The sequence below is a fragment of the Amycolatopsis cihanbeyliensis genome (assembly GCF_006715045.1).
In the GTDB taxonomy this organism is placed as follows: domain Bacteria; phylum Actinomycetota; class Actinomycetes; order Mycobacteriales; family Pseudonocardiaceae; genus Amycolatopsis; species Amycolatopsis cihanbeyliensis.
Genome location: NZ_VFML01000001.1, coordinates 3,539,347 through 3,553,452, shown reverse-complemented (window position 1 = coordinate 3,553,452; position 14,106 = coordinate 3,539,347). Strand labels below are relative to the sequence as shown.

14 protein-coding genes are annotated in these 14,106 nt (G+C 72.0%); 7 read left to right on the top strand and 7 right to left on the bottom strand.

Features of this window, described 5'->3' with window-relative positions; translation table 11 throughout:
* Window positions 1-359 precede the first annotated feature (359 nt).
* Both FB471_RS15770 and FB471_RS15765 read left to right on the top strand, forming a co-directional pair.
* The gene (locus tag FB471_RS15770; protein WP_142002000.1) at window positions 360-1,118 is read left to right on the top strand and encodes a L,D-transpeptidase family protein; all 759 of its coding nucleotides are present in this window, start codon (window positions 360-362) and stop codon (window positions 1,116-1,118) included.
* A gap of 73 nt (window positions 1,119-1,191) precedes the next feature.
* Window positions 1,192-1,977 carry a choice-of-anchor P family protein gene (locus FB471_RS15765; RefSeq protein ID WP_141999129.1) on the top strand — a complete coding sequence of 262 codons (786 nt, stop codon included), beginning with the start codon at window positions 1,192-1,194 and terminating at the stop codon, window positions 1,975-1,977.
* 285 nt (window positions 1,978-2,262) lie between these two features.
* On the opposite strand, the gene ligD is transcribed toward FB471_RS15765, so the two are convergent.
* The 3 genes from ligD to FB471_RS15750 all read right to left on the bottom strand — a co-directional run bounded on the left by ligD (window position 2,263) and on the right by FB471_RS15750 (window position 4,891).
* Window positions 2,263-3,180: a non-homologous end-joining DNA ligase gene (ligD, locus tag FB471_RS15760; protein WP_141999127.1), complete on the bottom strand. Its 918-nt coding sequence runs from the start codon at window positions 3,178-3,180 to the stop codon at window positions 2,263-2,265.
* Window positions 3,173-4,282 (bottom strand): DNA polymerase ligase N-terminal domain-containing protein, encoded by a 1,110-nt coding sequence (locus FB471_RS15755; RefSeq protein ID WP_141999124.1) that lies wholly within the window; start codon window positions 4,280-4,282, stop codon window positions 3,173-3,175. Before FB471_RS15755 ends, ligD begins: the two co-directional genes overlap by 8 nt.
* Before the next feature lie 192 nt (window positions 4,283-4,474).
* Entirely contained in the window at window positions 4,475-4,891 is a 417-nt protein-coding gene (locus tag FB471_RS15750; RefSeq protein ID WP_246076427.1) for a DUF6401 family natural product biosynthesis protein, read from the bottom strand.
* 399 nt (window positions 4,892-5,290) lie between these two features.
* Between FB471_RS15750 and FB471_RS15745 the strand changes: the two genes are divergently transcribed.
* The 5 genes from FB471_RS15745 (at window position 5,291) to FB471_RS15725 (ending at window position 9,798) form a co-directional block, all read left to right on the top strand.
* On the top strand, window positions 5,291-5,941 hold the full coding sequence (locus FB471_RS15745) for a helix-turn-helix transcriptional regulator (protein ID WP_170220819.1): 651 nt from the start codon (window positions 5,291-5,293) through the stop codon (window positions 5,939-5,941).
* A 44-nt stretch (window positions 5,942-5,985) separates the two neighbouring features.
* The gene (locus FB471_RS15740) at window positions 5,986-6,582 is read left to right on the top strand and encodes a GNAT family N-acetyltransferase (protein WP_141999120.1); all 597 of its coding nucleotides are present in this window, start codon (window positions 5,986-5,988) and stop codon (window positions 6,580-6,582) included.
* A 125-nt stretch (window positions 6,583-6,707) separates the two neighbouring features.
* Window positions 6,708-7,748 (top strand): FecCD family ABC transporter permease, encoded by a 1,041-nt coding sequence (locus FB471_RS15735; RefSeq protein ID WP_141999118.1) that lies wholly within the window; start codon window positions 6,708-6,710, stop codon window positions 7,746-7,748.
* Window positions 7,745-8,830, top strand: coding sequence for a FecCD family ABC transporter permease (locus FB471_RS15730; RefSeq protein ID WP_141999116.1), 1,086 nt, complete (start codon window positions 7,745-7,747; stop codon window positions 8,828-8,830). The genes FB471_RS15735 and FB471_RS15730 overlap by 4 nt, the downstream gene beginning before the upstream one ends.
* Before the next feature lie 164 nt (window positions 8,831-8,994).
* Window positions 8,995-9,798, top strand: a complete 804-nt coding sequence (locus FB471_RS15725) for an ABC transporter ATP-binding protein (protein WP_142001996.1) — start codon at window positions 8,995-8,997, stop codon at window positions 9,796-9,798.
* 111 nt (window positions 9,799-9,909) lie between these two features.
* On the opposite strand, the gene FB471_RS15720 is transcribed toward FB471_RS15725, so the two are convergent.
* Genes FB471_RS15720 through FB471_RS15705 form a run of 4 tightly spaced genes read right to left on the bottom strand, consistent with a single transcriptional unit; the run spans window position 9,910 to window position 14,032 of the window.
* Entirely contained in the window at window positions 9,910-10,473 is a 564-nt protein-coding gene (locus FB471_RS15720) for a TetR/AcrR family transcriptional regulator (RefSeq protein ID WP_141999114.1), read from the bottom strand.
* Window positions 10,461-11,849: an amidase gene (locus tag FB471_RS15715; RefSeq protein WP_141999112.1), complete on the bottom strand. Its 1,389-nt coding sequence runs from the start codon at window positions 11,847-11,849 to the stop codon at window positions 10,461-10,463. Before FB471_RS15715 ends, FB471_RS15720 begins: the two co-directional genes overlap by 13 nt.
* Window positions 11,850-11,894: 45 nt before the next feature.
* The gene (locus FB471_RS15710; RefSeq protein WP_141999110.1) at window positions 11,895-13,274 is read right to left on the bottom strand and encodes an amidase family protein; all 1,380 of its coding nucleotides are present in this window, start codon (window positions 13,272-13,274) and stop codon (window positions 11,895-11,897) included.
* Window positions 13,275-13,324: 50 nt separating this feature from the next.
* Window positions 13,325-14,032: a DUF998 domain-containing protein gene (locus FB471_RS15705; protein WP_141999108.1), complete on the bottom strand. Its 708-nt coding sequence runs from the start codon at window positions 14,030-14,032 to the stop codon at window positions 13,325-13,327.
* Between the last annotated feature and the right edge of the window lie 74 nt (window positions 14,033-14,106).

The window sequence follows — 14,106 nt, the reverse complement described above, 5'->3', positions numbered from 1 at the left end:
AGGGTGAATTGGAGCGACGCATAGGTGTGCTGTTTATGACAGTTTTTTCACCGCTGATCGCCGTGTGTTAGGTGCGAGTGGCAGAACGGATTGGTTGGCGGGTCCGCGAGCGCGCTGTTAGCGCCGTGCGCTGTCCTTAGTGGTCTAGATGCCTTGGTGTGCCTTGAGGTCCGCCCAGATCACGATCCGGTACATCACGTACCCCCAAGTCCGGCCGCGGAATCCGGCTTTGCTTTACTGCCGTCCTCCGTTCGGCATGATCGACGTTCAGGACGTGATTGATGGAAAGACCTGATGAGTTTCAGAACCACCCGATCGGCGGTATTCGTCATCCTCGCCGGGGAAGTCTCCCCAAACGACTGCTCGCGGTCGGTGCCATTGCCCTGCTGACCTTGCTGGCCTCGGCCTGCGGTGGCGAGGAGGTGCCCGGTGCGCCCCAGGCGCTGAGCCCCGAGGAGATCGCGGCGCTGCCCGAGGCCACCACCTACGGCAAGGTTCCGAACGCGCCGGAGGATCCGGAACCGAACGCCGCGGTCGCCGGTGAGGTGATTCACCCCGAGGACGAGCTCGTCGTCTACGCCGGCGCGGGCGGCGACCCGATCGCCCGGCTTCCGGTGAAGCAGGTCGAGTCGCCGACCTGGGTTCCGGTGATCGAGCGGCAGGGCGACTGGGCGCAGATACTGCTGCCCTCGAGGCCGAACACCTCCGCCGGCTGGGTGCACGTGCCGGAAGGCAGTGTCGAGTCCGCCAACAACGACTACATCGTGCACGTCGACCTGGCCGCCTACCAGCTGCGGATCACCAAGGACGACGAGCAGATGGGCGAGTGGACCGTGGGGATCGGCAAACCCGAGTACCCCACGCCGAAGGGGCGAGCCTTCATCATCGCCTCGATCGCCGAGACCGAGAACACCTACAGCCCGATCGTCCTGCCGCTGAGCAGCCACTCGGAATCACACGAGACGTTCGGCGGCGGCCCCGGAACGGTCGGCATCCACACCTGGCCGGACGACAGCTTTGTCGGCAAGGCCAACAGCGACGGGTGCATCAGGGTGCCCAAGGAAGCCCTGGACAAGCTCGTCGAGCTGCCGCTCGGCACGATCGTCAGCATCGCCTGATCGCCGAGCGGTGGTTGCCCCGCAAGTAACGCACGCACGGTTTGTTCGCTCAACCCCCGAAAGGTGAACCCCGTTGTCCAAGAAGAGAACCGCCGCCCTGAGCGCCGGCGCGCTTTCCCTGCTGCTGGTCGGTGGCCTGGCCCCGATGGCGTCGGCGACCGAGGCCGAGGACTCCGCCTACGCGATCGCGGCCAGCAAGCTGATCACCATCCCGAAGACCCCGCATGTGGTGGGCTCCGGGAAGGAGTCCCTTGTCGCCGCCGACCTGCCGCCCGGTGAGATGCCGCTGCTGCACATGGGTGTGCTGAACGCCGAGGCGGAGCAGGGCTACGCCAAGGCCAGCGTGGCCGAGCTGAAGCTCGACCTGCCCACCCTGCCCATCTCCGCGGAGAAGATCGTCGCGAAGTGTGACGACCGCACCGGCTCCATCGCGCTGGCCACGGTGAAGATCGGCCCCAAGCGGATCACGCTCGGCGAGCACATCAAGCCGAACACCACGATCGGCGTCGAGAACCTGGCCACCGTCACGCTGAACAAGCAGACGGAGAACGAGGACGGCTCGCTGACCGTCACCGCGATCTCGGTCAAGGTGCTCGGCAAGCTGCAGACCGTGGACATCTCCTCGGCGACCTGCACCGAGAAGCAGGGCGGCACCGAGCCCACCGAGACCACCGGCCCGAGCGAGCCCACGGAGACCACCGGCCCGAGCGAGCCCACGGAGACGACCACGTCGACCCAGCCCGGTGACGGTGGGGACAACGGCGGGGACGACGATGACCTGCCCGGTGACGAGGCGGACGAGAACGGCAACGCGCCGCGGCCGACCCCGCAGCCGGGTCACCTCGACGTGACCGGCTGACCCACCGGCCGAGTCAGGGCCGTGGCCTCCCCGGCGTCGTGGGGGTCGCGGCCCTTCTCCGGGTCAGCGCTTGTTCCTCACCTCGCGACACGGTCGGCTCGGCCGGGCTCGGACTCCGTCACCACAGCCAACTTCGCAGGTCATGCGCCCGGCCTCGCCACCCGTGGGCTGTTCGCCGCCGAGCAGATTGGCGCGTCAGCGCCTCCGTTTGGGTGGTGGTGGGAGGCGGGAGGGCGAGTTCTTCCACTCGCCTCGACCGGCAAGGTCCAGTTCAGGAACGGGCTGTCAGCGCGAGCTCGGCAGCGCCGCCCGCGCGCCGGCCAGCCCGCCGAACAGATCGCCGAGGCGCTCCACCCTGGACGGCACGTCCTCGGCGGTGAAGGTCAGCTCCGCCACCGAGGTGCAGCCCCGCACCTCGTCCCAGGTCACCGGGGTGGACACCGTCGGCTGTTCCCTGCCGCGTAGCGAGTACGGCGCCACGGTGGTCTTCGCGGGGTTGTTCTGGCTCCAGTCGATGAACACCTTGCCCGGCCGTGCCGCCCTGGCCATCCGCGCGACGACCTCGTCGGGCGACTCGCCGGCCAGCGCCTCGGCCACCGCCCTCGCGTACTCGGACGTGCGCTCCGGCTGCCGGGTCCGCACCGCGCAGTACACCTGCATGCCCTTCGAACCGCTGGTCTTCGGGTACGCGGTGAGGCCGTCCTCGGCCAGTACCGCACGCAGCCGCTCGGCGACCCGGCAGCATTCCACCACCGTGGCGGGCGGCCCGGGGTCGAGGTCGAACACCAGCCGGTCCGGGTTGCGCCGTGCGCCGCGGGACCCGACCGTCCACTGCGGAACGTGCAGTTCCAGCGCAGCCAGGTTGGCCGCCCAGATCAGCGTGGGGAGGTCCTCGATCACCGGGTGGTCGTTGACCTCCGAGCCGCCGCGGCTGCTCGAGTTGGCCAGCCGCGCGGTACGCACCCAGTCCGGCGCGTGCCGGGAGACGTCCTTCTCGTAGAACTGCTGGCCGTCCACGCCGTCCGGGTACCGAAGGAAGGTGGTCGCCCTTCCGATGAGGTGTGGCAGGATCACCGGGGCCACCCGGCGGTAGTAGTCGATCACCTCCCGCTTGGTGAACCCGTCCGCCGGGTACAGCACCTTGTCCAAGTTGGACAGTGTCAGCCTTCGCCCGTCCACGTCCACGTCAATCCGGTCAGGCATCCGCTACCACCTCGCCGGTGAGGTTACCCGCGTCGACGGCGATCCAGTCCCGGTTCGCCCGGCCGGGGCGGTACCGCGCGCCGGCCCTTTTCGCGACCACTCCGGGCAGGCCGTTGCCCGCGCTCGCCGCGAGCACCGCCTCGCCGTCCCCGGTGTAGTGCTCGGGAACCCGCCAGTGCGCGCCGGTGAGCCCGAGGTCGGTGAGCAGTGTCCTGCGCTCGGTGTAGGGCAGTTCCAGGCAGCTGCGGCCGTCCAGGTGCAGCAGGTCGAACGGCAGGTACACCACCGGGATACGCCGGGCGGTCCGGTCGGGGCGCCGCCCGCCCGAGGTGTTCGCGGCCAGCCTGCGGCGCAGGCCCTCCGCGGAGGGCCTGCCCCCGTGGAACGCGACGAGCTCGCCGTCCAGCAGTGCCTCGGTGGAACCGAGTTGCTCGCCGAGCCCGCGCAGTTCGGGAAACCACGGGGTGACCTCCGCGCCGGTCCGGTCCCGAACGGTCGGCCGGCCGCCCTCGGACCGGACCTGCGCCCGCATCCCGTCCCACCGGAACTCGTAAGCCCAGCCGGGGCCTCTCGGTAGCCTGCCCGCGCGTGCGGGCATCGGCGGCAGGAACTCCGGCAGCCCGGCTCGGCCGGGTTCCGCCGGATCCAGCCTGCGCAACACCCAGTCCTGCGGGCGTTCCGGCTCGTGCTGGTTGATCAGGGCGTACCGGCCGCTCACCCGCTCGCCGTGCAGCACCACCTCCACCTTGTGCGGGTTCCAGTGCAGGGTCTCGTACCGGCCGCGATCCCAGATCCACATCCGGCCCGCGCCGTACTCGCCCGCGGGGATCTCGCCCTCGAAACCGGCGTACTCCAGTGGATGGTCCTCGGTGTGCACCGCGAGCCGCGGCTGGTCCGGCTCCGGCGGCACACCCTTGGGCACCGCCCAGGAGACCAGCACGCCGTCCCGTTCCAGCCGGAGGTCCCAGTGCAGGCTGCTGGCGTGATGCTGCTGCACCACGAAGAGGTCATCGGCGCCGGCAGGCGGATCGTCACCATCGGGCATCGGTTCGGGAGTGCGACCCGCGTGCCGCTTGCGCCGGTACTCACTCAGGCCGGCCACGGCAACGCTCTCCGGGGAGTTCCCGCAAAACCCCAGTTCGTGGTGTTTCCGGCAGCGAATCTGCCTCCGCAACCAGCGAACGTCGGGAAAATCCCATAAGCTGCGGACGGGAGCGCGCCCTCCCCCAGTACGCGCTCCCTTTTCGGCCTGCCGCCGTCGCCTCTCCCCCCTCGGTCGCCGGCGGCAGGCCCCTTACCCCGTCCGCTCGTGGCCCAGCCTTGGCGTCACCGGACGTGCGGCGCCCGGCAGCCGCGGCCCGTGCGGCAGCCCGCAGGCCAGCCGGTAGCAGGCGAGCAACCGCAGCCCGTACCACTCCCGCGGCGACCAGTCGATGACCGTGCGCGGCGGTCGCCAGCCGGCGCGGGTCGCCAGCAAGCGCGTGTCGTAGGCGTGGCTGGCCAGCAACACCAGCGCCGTCACCGGTTCCGGGCGGGGCACCAGTTGCTCCTCGCAGCGGACCACCTCGGCCACCGCGTCCAGGTGCTCCCCGAAGGCCTGGCGCAGGGACTCCCTCCCGGCGAGTGCGATCCAGCCGGAGTCCAGCTGCGCGCCCATCCGGCGCAGCCACCGCCGCGCCGAATGATCCGTCAGCAACTCCAACCAGGTCACAGTTGATCCTGCGCTCCGTATCGGCCCCCTTGCCACTGGTAACCAGCGAATATCACCCCTTTCAGCTACTCAGCGAGGAGATAACCACCGATCAAGGCTCACCCTACTGAGTGAGACGGTCCGGGTGAATCCGTTGGTTCATCAGGACCTTTCGCGTCGGCCCTCGTTGATCCCCGCATAAGGGCACTCCTCGTCGGCGCCCGCGAGCCACGTGTGCGACGACCAGGCGAGGAAGGATGGTTTCGCATGTCCGAAGAGTGTGTTGCGAAATGGAGTGGCGGCACTCTGGTGACCACTGAGCGCGCCCATGGCCGAAGGTCGGACGCGCGCGACGTCGCAACAAGCTCCGAAGCGCTCGCGCGCCGGGCCGTCCCTGGCCAACCCCGGCGCCAGCGCACGATGGTGGTCTTCGATCCGCAGCCGATCTCCGGTCTCGGTGTCTCCGCGAATGCCGGCCGGGCGCTACCCGAGTTCACCGACACCAGGTACGTCATCAGCCTGCGGGAGGCCTTCGCGCGGATCGGTGCGGACCCGCCCGCGCTGTTCGTCGCGCACGCACCGCCCGCGATCGCCCTGCGCATCCTGCAGAAACTGTCCAGGATGGACGCCGCGGTGCCGTTGCTGGTGTTGCTGCCGCGCCCCGTGCCGGCCGAGGAGCTCACCCGGCTGCGCGCCGCGGGTGCCGCCGGGTTGTTGCCCGCGCAGGCGACGCCGGAGGAACTGCGGGTCGCGATCGCGCAGACCTACTTTCACGGTGACTACCGCCACCCCAAGCTGACCCCGCTGGAACGGTTCGCCGGGCCGGCGCCGGAGCGCAAGGCGTTGAGCAAGCGGGAGCTGACCGTGCTGAACCTGATGGCGGAGGGGTGGACCAACGAGGCGATCGGGCGGCGGCTGTTCCTCAGCACCGACACGATCCGCTGTCACGTCCGGTCGGTGCTGAGCAAGCTGCACGCGGAGAACCGCACCCACGCCGTCGCCCTCGGCTACCGCCTCGGCCTGCTCAGCTGTGGTGCCCCCGACTGTCCCGCCCACCCCGGCCAGGAGTGACGGCAGGGGTGGGCGTGGCCACCGGCACCCATGGTGGCCGGGGAATGATCACTTCCGTGCGGAGCTGGCATGGTGTGCTCGTGCTCGACGAACCAGGGGAGGGGTCCGTGCGGATCGACGGGGAGCTGGTGCGCCTGCGGGAGTTCACCGTCGAGGACGCCGAGGCGTTGTACGGCATCATCGGCGACCCCCGGGTAGCCGCACTGCTGTCCTTCGACGCGCACACCCGCGAGGGGGTGCGGGACCTGCTCGACGGGGTCGTCGAGCGGTCGGCGCGGCGACCGCGCCCCGACTACACCCTGGCCATCACCTCCCGCGCCGACGGCGCGCTGGTCGGGTTCGGGCTGCTCATCCCGACCGGTACCGGCGCGGCCAAGCTGGGGTACGCGGTCGCCTACCGGCACCGGGGCAAGGGCTACACCACCGACGCCATCCGCGCGCTGCTCGACCTGGGGTTCGGGCCGCTGCGCCTGCACCGGGTCAGCGCCTCCCTCGGCCCGGACAACACCAGCAGCATCGCCCTGCTGGAGCGGTTCGGCTTCGTCCGTGAGGGAGTACTGCGTGAGCACGTGTACACCGGCGGGGCCTGGCGCGACTCGGTGTTGCTCTCGCTGCTCGACCACGAGTGGAACGCCGCCTGACCCGGACGGGCCACCACCTGGTTAGGGTGGCCTACTGTGCCGGTAGATGCCAGTCCGACCGAAAGTAGCCGATCTGTGCGGATCGAGACTCCGGATGTGTTCAGCTACTTTCGCTCTCCCTGGTCATGACCGCGATCCTCGCCGGCAGGTCCGGCCCACGGCACGGCTCGCCGCACCGGCGCCGCCGGTTGCTGGGTCTGGCCGCGCTCGCGGTCGCGTTGGTGGTCGCGGCAGGGTTCAGCCTGGCCTTCGGGGCACGCGCCATCCCGCTCGCCGGGGTGTGGGACGCACTGGTGCGGCCGACCGGCAGCGACGCCGACATCGTGATCCGCTCGCTACGAGTGCCGCGCACCCTGCTCGGTGTGCTCGCCGGGGTCGCGCTGGGTGTGGCGGGCGCGCTGATGCAGGGCCACACCCGCAACCCGATCGCCGATCCCGGCCTCCTCGGGGTCAACCAGGGCGCCGCCTTCGGCATCGTGTCCGCGGTCGTGCTGTTCGGCGTCTCCAGCCTGTACGGCTTCATCTGGTTCGCCTTCGCCGGGGCGCTGCTGGCCGCGGTGGTGGTGTTCCTGCTCGGCGCCACCGGCGGGCACGGCTCCACGCCGGTCACCCTCGCGCTGGCGGGCGCGGCGGTGAACGCGCTGCTGTACGGCTTGATCGCGGCGATCGTGCTCGGTAACCGGCAGGGCATGGAGACGTTCCGGTTCTGGCGGGTCGGCTCCATCGCCGGCAGGGATTTCGCGGTCGCCGGGCAGGTGCTGCCGTTCCTGCTGCTCGGGTTGCTGCTGGCGGTGCTGAACACGCCCGGCCTGAACACGCTGTCCCTCGGCGAGGAGGTGGCCACCTCCCTCGGCCAGCACGTGCGCCGCACCCGGATCCTCGGCGTCACCGCGATCACCCTGCTCACCGGGTCCGCGGTGGCCGCGTGCGGGCCGATCGCCTTCCTCGGCCTGATCGTGCCGCATGTGGTGCGGGCGCTCACCGGCCCGGACCACCGGTGGCTGATCCCGTTCTCCGGCCTGCTCGGCGCGATCCTGCTGCTGCTCGCGGACGTGGCCGGCCGCCTGGTCTCCGGGGACACCTTCGAGGTGGGCATCATGCTGGCGGTGCTGGGTGCCCCGGTGTTCATCGTGCTGGTGCGCAGGAAAGGCCTGGCCCGGTTGTGAAGACCATCGCGGACATCGACACCCTGCCCGGCCGCCGCGTGTTGCGTCTCGGCCCGGCCGCCTGGACCTTCCGGCCCAGGGTGCCGGCCCTCGCGCTGATCGGGCTCGCCCTGCTGGTGCTGGTCTCCGCGGTGAACATCGGCCGGGGCAGCTCGCATATCGAGGTGCTGGACGTGCTGCGCACCCTGGCCGGTGGCGGCGACCGCAGGGAGAACGGGATCATCTTCGACCTGCGGCTGCCGCGCACCCTTACCGGCATCCTGGTCGGTGCCGCGCTCGGGCTGTCCGGTGCGATCTTCCAGACCATCGCCCGCAACCCGCTGGCCAGCCCGGACATCCTGGGCATCACCTGGGGTGCCGGGGTCGGCGCGGTGGGCGTGATCGTGTTCGCAGGCTACCGCGGGCAGGTCAGCGGGCTCGCCGCGGAACTCGGGGTGCCGCTGGCCGGGCTGGCCGGCGGGATGCTCGCCGCCCTGCTGCTCTACGGGCTGTCCTGGCGGCGCGGCATCGACGGCTACCGGCTGGTGCTGATCGGCATCGGCCTGTCCGCGGTCGGCTACAACCTCGTCTACTGGCTGCTGACCGTCGGCGACGTGGACGACGCCGCCCGCGCCACCACCTGGATCGTCGGCAGCCTCGCGAACGTCGGCTGGGAGGCGGTCGGCCCGGTGGCGCTCGCGCTGGCCGTACTGGTGCCCGCGACCCTGATCTGCGCGCACACCATCGGCGGGTTGCAGTTCGGCGAGGAGACCGCGCGCGGGCTCGGCATCAGGGTGGACGCCGCCCGCGGCACCCTGCTGCTGCTCGCGGCCTGCCTGGCCGCGGTGGCCACCGCGGCCGCCGGGCCGATCACCTTCGTCGCGCTGGCCACCCCGCAGATCGCGCTGCGGCTGGCCCGCACCGAGCGGCCGCCGCTGTTCGGCTCGCTGGTGCTCGGCGCGCTCCTCACCGTCGCCGCGGACCTCGGCGTCCGGCTGCTGCCCGGCGCGTACGGCCTGCCGGTCGGGGTGCTCACCGCGATCCTCGGCGCGCCGTACCTGATCTACCTGTTCGTCCGGAGTCGCCGGGAGGCACGCGCATGAGCGAAGACGACGACGGGCGAGCATCGCAGGTCCGGCCCGCGGGCCGGGGAGCGCAGGCTGGAGGAGTCGAGAAGGCCGGTACCGAAGACGACGACGGGCGAGCATCGCAGGTCCGGCCCGCGGGCCGGGGAGCGCAGGCTGGAGGAGTCGAGGCAAGGAGCACCGTGCACGAAACCAGGTTACGAGCCGAGGGCGTCCGGCTCGGGTACGGCGAACGGGTCGTGGTGGACGGCCTCGACCTGGACGTGCTCGACGGGACCGTCACCGCGATCATCGGGCCGAACGGGTGCGGCAAGTCCACCCTGCTGCGCGCGCTGGGGCGGCTGCTGCCCACCCGTTCGGGCGCGGTGTTGCTGGACGGCAAGCGGATCGAGAAGGTGCCGACAAGGGACGTGGCCAGGGTGCTCGGGCTGCTGCCGCAGTCGCCGTCCGCCCCGGAGGGGCTGACCGTCGCCGACCTGGTCACCCGCGGCAGACACCCGCACCAGCACTGGTACCGGCAGTGGTCCGCGGACGACGAGCAGGCCGTGGCCAGGGCGCTGCGGCTGACCGGGATGGACGAGCACGCCGAGCGGGTGGTCGACCAGCTCTCCGGTGGGCAGCGGCAGCGCGCGTGGATCTCGATGACCCTGGCGCAGGAGACCTCCCTGCTGCTGCTCGACGAGCCGATCACCTACCTCGACCTCGCGCACCAGGTGGACGTGCTGGACCTGGTGCACCGGCTGCACGTCGAGCGCGGCACGACGGTGGTGCTGGTGCTGCACGACCTGAACCTCGCCGCCCGCTACGCCGACACCCTGGTCGCCATGCGGGACGGCCGGATCGTCGCCAGGGGAACGCCCGGCGAGGTGCTGTCCGAACGGCTGCTGGCCGAGGTGTTCGGGCTGGAGGCCAAGGTGCTGCCCGACCCGGTCGCCGGAACCCCGCTGGTGGTGCCGATCAGCGCGCACCTGCGCGCCACGGATTAGCCTGCCAACCGTGTTTGCCGCCCACGTAACCGTGTTTGCCGCCCATGTCGGCGAGTTTGCTCCCCACGTACGTGAGTTTGCCGTTCCCGTGCGCGGGCGGGCCGGTGCCGGTCAGGACCGGGCGCCGCGGATCAGCATGGTCAGCGCGTCGGCGGCGGGTACCCCGGAGGTCGCCCCGGTGGCCAGCCTGCGCAGCTGCAGCCCGGCGATCAGCGCCACCACGCCCCCGGCGAGGCGTTCCGGATCGGCCACGCCGAGCGCGCGCAGGATCGTGCCGGCCAGCTCGTCGTAGGCGGCGAAACACCGCCCGGTCGCGTCCCGCAGCCCGGGATCCCGCCCGGCCTGCAGATACAGCTCGAGCGGTGCGATCTCGTCGGTGCCGAAGGTCATCTGCTCCAGCACTCGCTCCACCGCGGCCGCGGCAGCCTCGATCGTCAGGTCCTCGCTGCGGTGTGCCTCGACCAGCCTGCCGAGCTGCCTGGTCTCGTCCTCGGCGAACAGCAGCATGGCCTGCCGCAGCAACTCGGTCTGGCTGGGAAAGTGGTAGGTCAGCGAACCGAGCGACACCCCGGCCTCGGCGACGATCCGCCGGTTGGTCAGCCCGGCGACCCCCTGCTCCCCGATCACCCGCAACGCCGCGCGCAGGATCGCCTCACGTGTGTTCACCCGTTCCATGATGGCGGACGACGCTCCGCCCAGCGTTCCACCGCCTCGAGCTGCGCGGCCAGCGAGATCAGCCGCTCCGTGCTGTCGGCGGGGCCGAGCAGTTGCGCACCGAGCGGCAGCCCGTCCCCGGTCGGCCCGGCGGGGACGTTCACCCCCGGCCAGCCGAGGACGTTCCACGGCCAGGCGTACGGGCAGGCCGCGATCATCGCCTGGTCCGTCCGCCAGTTGGACAGCCCGTCGAACGCCCCGATCCGGGGTGGCGGTGCCGCCGTCGTCGGGGCCAGCAGCACGTCGACCCGGCGGAACACCGCGCCGACCTGCCGGCGCAGTACCGGTTCCGCGCGCCGCGCCAGGCCGAGTGCCGGCCCGGCGAGCAGGGCGCCGGTGCGGGCGTTGCCCCTGGTGCGCGGGTCCAGCGCGGACACCTCCGGCACCCTCGCCACCCAGTCGCGCACCCCGGCCAGCGACCGGGGCAGGAAGTCCAGCCCGATCAGGCCGTACCGCGGTTCGGCCCGGATCACCTCGTGCCCGAGCCCGGCCAGCCGCTCCGCCAGCCCGGTGACCGCCGAGCCCACCACCGGGTCGAGGCCGGTCGGCGTGGCGGTGAACGGGATCCGGGTGGACAGCCCGATCCGCAACCTCCCCGGTTCCCTGCCCGCCGCCGTCAGATGCCGCTCGCCGGTGCCCGCGACCACGTCCAGCAGCAGCGCGGCGTCGCCGACCGTGCGCGCCAGCGGCCCGAGCACGGTGAGCCCGTTGAACAGCTCGGCGTCCGGCGCGGTGGGGACCGAACCCCGCTGGGTCTTGATGCCCACCAGGTTGGTCCAGGCCGCCGGGATGCGCACCGAGCCCGCGCCGTCCGAGCCGAGGGCGGCCGGGACCAGCCCCGCGGCCACCGCCGCGGCGGAACCGCCGGAGGACCCGCCCGGCGAGTGCCCGGTGTGCCAGGGGTTGCGGGTGGCGCCGAAGGCAAGACCCTCGGTGAACGGCCACTGCCCGATCTCCGGGGTGTTGGTCTTGCCGACGATCACCGCGCCGGCCCGCTTCAGCGCCCCGACCACCGCGCTGTCCACCCTGGCCGGGGGGAAGTCGCCCGCGCAGCCGAAGGCGGTCGGCAGGCCCGCGATGTGCACGTCGTCCTTGATCGCCACCGGCACCCCGAGCAGCGGTGCCCGCTCGCCTGCGGCCAGCCTGCGGTCGGCGGCCTCGGCCTCGCGCAGCGCGGCCTCCGGCCGGAGCGCCCGGAAGGCGTTCAGCTCGGGCTGGGCCCGCTCGATCCTGGCGAGCGTGTCGGCGGCCAGCTCGGCCGAGCTCACCCCGCCCGTGGCGAGCAGCCGGGCCTGCCCGGCGAGGCCGGTGAACGCGATATCGGTGTCGAGCCCCATGGCACCTCCGCTCGTTCGTTCGAACGAACGGTAGCACGTGGGGCCTCAGCCGAGCAGCCGCTGCACGGTCAGGCCTACACCGAGCAGCGCGCGGTCCTCGCCGAGCCGGCCGTCCAGGGCCAACCCCACCGGCAGCGGGCCGGGGGCGGCGAGCGGGATGGTCAGGCCCGGCAGCCCGGTGATGCTGCCGGGCCCGGTGTTGCGGATGAACGTCGGGAACTCGCCCGCGGCCTCGCCGCCGAGGTCGAGCGGGTTGCCTGCCTGCGCCACCGGCACGGCGCAGCACGGCGTGGTCGGGAAGATCAGCGCGTCCAGCTCGTACGCGCGGAACAACTCGCGGTAGGCGGCCCGCAGCCGGCCACGGCCCTGGTCCAGCGCGGCCCGGTAGTCGGCGAGGGCCACCGCGCTCGGCGCGTCCTCCAGTATCGCCGACTCGAACAGCGTACGGACGTCCGCCGCCGCGATCCGCTCGGCGAGCTCGGCGAAGCTCAGCGCGGGCAGGTACTCGGCGAGGTAGGCGGCCAGCGCGTGCCGGGCCTCGTGATTCACGATCGGCAGCCCGATCTCGAGCTCCGCACCCGCGAAGCCCGAGGCGGGCACATCCAGCACGGTGACCCCCTGTTCGCGCAGCCGGTCCAGCGCCGCCGCGAAGGCCACGGCCGTCTCCGGCCCGAGTGGTTCGGTGAAGTGGTCGCGCGGCACACCCAGCCGGGGCCGCCGCGCCGCCCGCACCGGCCGGTCGTCCGCGGCCAGCACGCCGTCCAGCAGGGCGAGCTCGGCCACCGAGCCGGCCATCGGCCCCACGGTGTCCCTGCTGGTGGAAAGCGGGGTGACCCCGCTGCCCGGATACCGTCCCGTGCTCGGGCGCAGCCCGCACACGCCGTTCAGCGCGGCCGGGATCCGGACCGAGCCGCCGGTGTCCGTGCCCAGCGCCGCCGGGACCCCGCAGGCCACCGCGACGGCACTACCGCCGCTGCTGCCGCCCGCGACATACCGCGGATCAACGGCGTTGCGTACCGGAGGGCGCGCGGAGAAGGCGCTGGTGATCCCGAAGGCGAGCTCGTGCATCGCGGTCTTGCCGAGCACGAACGCCCCCGCCTCGCGCAGCCGCCGCACCACCGGGGCATCGGCCTCCGGAACGAACTCCGCCAGTGCGGGCGTTCCCGCGGTGTTCGGCAGGCCGGCGACGTGGATGTTGTCCTTCACGGCCACCGGGATGCCGTGCAGCGGCCGGTCTCGCTCCGCCACGGGTGCCGTGTCCGCGAGTTCCGCCGCGCGCCGCGCACGCTCGGCGTCCAGGGTGACGTAGGCGGAAAGGTCCGCGTGTTCGCGCGCGCTTTCCAGGATCCGGTCGGTGAGTTCCGTGCTGGTGATACCGCCCGCTCGCAGCGCCGCGACCAGGCCGGTTAACCCGTTGGAGTCCATTCTGGAACAACAGCACGTTTCCGATCGCCGCCGCGACCGCCAGCTGGCTGCTAGCCGGGCTCCGGTTGCCGTAGTCGCGCGGTCCGTGCGGCCAGCAGGGACAGCCCCACCAGCAGCGCGAGATCGATCAGCAGCGCGAGCCGCTGGGCGAGGCCGACCGGCAGCACATCCGAGATCTGGGCCAGCACCGGGGTGTGCGGGAAGTCGGCGGCCACGTAGCTGAGCCCGAACACGGCGAGGCTGAGCACGCTCAGCGCGGTGAGCCGGAGCAGCAGCCCGCGGGTACGCGCCAGCTCCGGGGCCTCGCGCAGGCGGTCGGCGAGCGAGTAGCCGACCCCTGGCAGGCTGACGAAGGCGATCAGGCTGGCGTACTGGTGGATCTTTCCGCTGGTCGGGTCGGTGCTCGCGGTGAAGCTGGCCGGAAACAGCGCCGCCACGATCAGCCCGGACGCCCAGCCCAGCAACAGGATCCGGGCGGTGCGGGACGGTTCGGCCCCGCTGGAAAGCAACGCTCCGAGCAGGACCAGCGAGCCGATCGCGAGGGACAGCACGCTGGCCTCCAGCATGCCGCCGCCCCGGTCGGTGATGGCGTAACTGGAGATGGTGTCCCGGACCGGGTCGTGCGAGCTGACGATGTGCAGGATGACCATGGTGAACGCGGCCCAGCCGATCGCGGCCGTCGATCCGATCAGCAACGATCGCGTTCTGCCCGCTATCTGCCCGGCAACCTCGGCTTCCCGCGCCCGCACATCCCGCATAACGTTCAGCGTGGCGCAAACCGTTCCGGAGGTGATCCGGGGAACACCCTGAATCCACCCTGATTAGTGAGGGT

Bases quoted from the DNA above. Each gene is read 5' to 3' on its own strand.
- FB471_RS15740 (WP_141999120.1), top strand. From the start codon at position 5,986: ATGATCACTTCCGTGCGGAGCTGGCATGGTGTGCTCGTGCTCGACGAA.
- FB471_RS15720 (WP_141999114.1), bottom strand. From the start codon at position 10,473: ATGGAACGGGTGAACACACGTGAGGCGATCCTGCGCGCGGCGTTGCGG.
- FB471_RS15705 (WP_141999108.1), bottom strand. From the start codon at position 14,032: ATGCGGGATGTGCGGGCGCGGGAAGCCGAGGTTGCCGGGCAGATAGCG.
- FB471_RS15745 (WP_170220819.1), top strand. From the start codon at position 5,291: ATGGTGGTCTTCGATCCGCAGCCGATCTCCGGTCTCGGTGTCTCCGCG.
- FB471_RS15710 (WP_141999110.1), bottom strand. From the start codon at position 13,274: ATGGACTCCAACGGGTTAACCGGCCTGGTCGCGGCGCTGCGAGCGGGC.
- ligD (WP_141999127.1), bottom strand. From the start codon at position 3,180: ATGCCTGACCGGATTGACGTGGACGTGGACGGGCGAAGGCTGACACTG.
- FB471_RS15735 (WP_141999118.1), top strand. From the start codon at position 6,708: ATGACCGCGATCCTCGCCGGCAGGTCCGGCCCACGGCACGGCTCGCCG.
- FB471_RS15715 (WP_141999112.1), bottom strand. From the start codon at position 11,849: ATGGGGCTCGACACCGATATCGCGTTCACCGGCCTCGCCGGGCAGGCC.